This window comes from Glaciecola sp. 1036 (assembly GCF_050306235.1).
In the GTDB taxonomy this organism is placed as follows: Bacteria; Pseudomonadota; Gammaproteobacteria; order Enterobacterales; family Alteromonadaceae; genus Glaciecola.
This window is the reverse complement of the sequence record NZ_JBLWFH010000038.1, coordinates 1-889: the sequence shown is the minus strand read 5'-3', so window position 1 is coordinate 889 and position 889 is coordinate 1. Positions and strand designations below refer to the sequence as shown.

The following is an 889-nucleotide window of genomic DNA, read 5'->3' as shown; positions in this document are numbered from 1 at the left end:
AAAGACAACTAATTATGGGCTGAAAGAGTGTCAGGAAAGCACTCGTTCAGGGTTGACAAAGGGAGTCATACCAACGCCGTGGTAAGGGGCAACCGAAACGCAGTGTAGGTTGTCCCGCGCAGGCCGCGCTTTTTTGCGGCCGGAGTGTACTTGACCACTTTGTTATGTGTTTGACTCATATTCGCGCTTTATTTCTGTGGCAAGCGACCAGGCTTTGCCTTGTAACTCACTGAAATTCTCATTAGCCCTTGTTACTTTTTTAAGACAAACATCGTTAAATGAGCCCATGCCTCCATAGGCATTTAAAACTTTTTCAATGCCACTAAAATAAGACGATTGAATACAGCCTTTTGCCTGCCTCATCCATTTTGACCAATGCGACTGGCCATCCTCGTCCAGAATCTTAATCAGTTGATCTAGAACTTCAATTAATTTCTCGGTCTTTGGTCCCATCTTTATTTACACATAACAATGTTATTAACTACACTTCTAGATATGCCCAAATTGGCAGACGCTAGATATGCTTATATGAGTCAATTTCATGCCAAACCAGAAGAAATGTCAATGTAAGGCTTATTCTTTCGCTTCGACCACAGGGGATAGATTATCCATACCGTGAATTCTCGCTTTTAACAATATCATTAAAACCAGATGGTTACTTAAAATTTATAACTACTGGATACGTGAAACCGAGACTTGCTGTATTTTTGAGTCGCTTTTCCCGTAAAATTAAAATGAAAGTTCGGTAAGCTGGGCTTAATTTAGTTTTTAATTGTAGCTGCAGCTATAGAAATATCGTTGTGTTCCAAGGAGGTCGTGGCCTGCGCCGATGTATGGACTCCCTCCCTTAGAGGGAGTAGCGTAATAAGCGACAAAACCTTTACCTTGG

The 889-nt window shown here is 41.5% G+C and carries 1 protein-coding gene; it reads right to left on the bottom strand.

Features of this window, described 5'->3' with window-relative positions; translation table 11 throughout:
• Positions 1–162: 162 nt before the first annotated feature.
• Complete coding sequence (locus ACNKW3_RS19810; RefSeq protein WP_427401061.1) at positions 163–453, bottom strand: DUF6966 domain-containing protein; 291 nt, start codon at positions 451–453, stop codon at positions 163–165.
• Positions 454–889: the final 436 nt, after the last annotated feature.

Bases quoted from the DNA above. Each gene is read 5' to 3' on its own strand.
- ACNKW3_RS19810 (WP_427401061.1), bottom strand. From the start codon at position 453: ATGGGACCAAAGACCGAGAAATTAATTGAAGTTCTAGATCAACTGATT.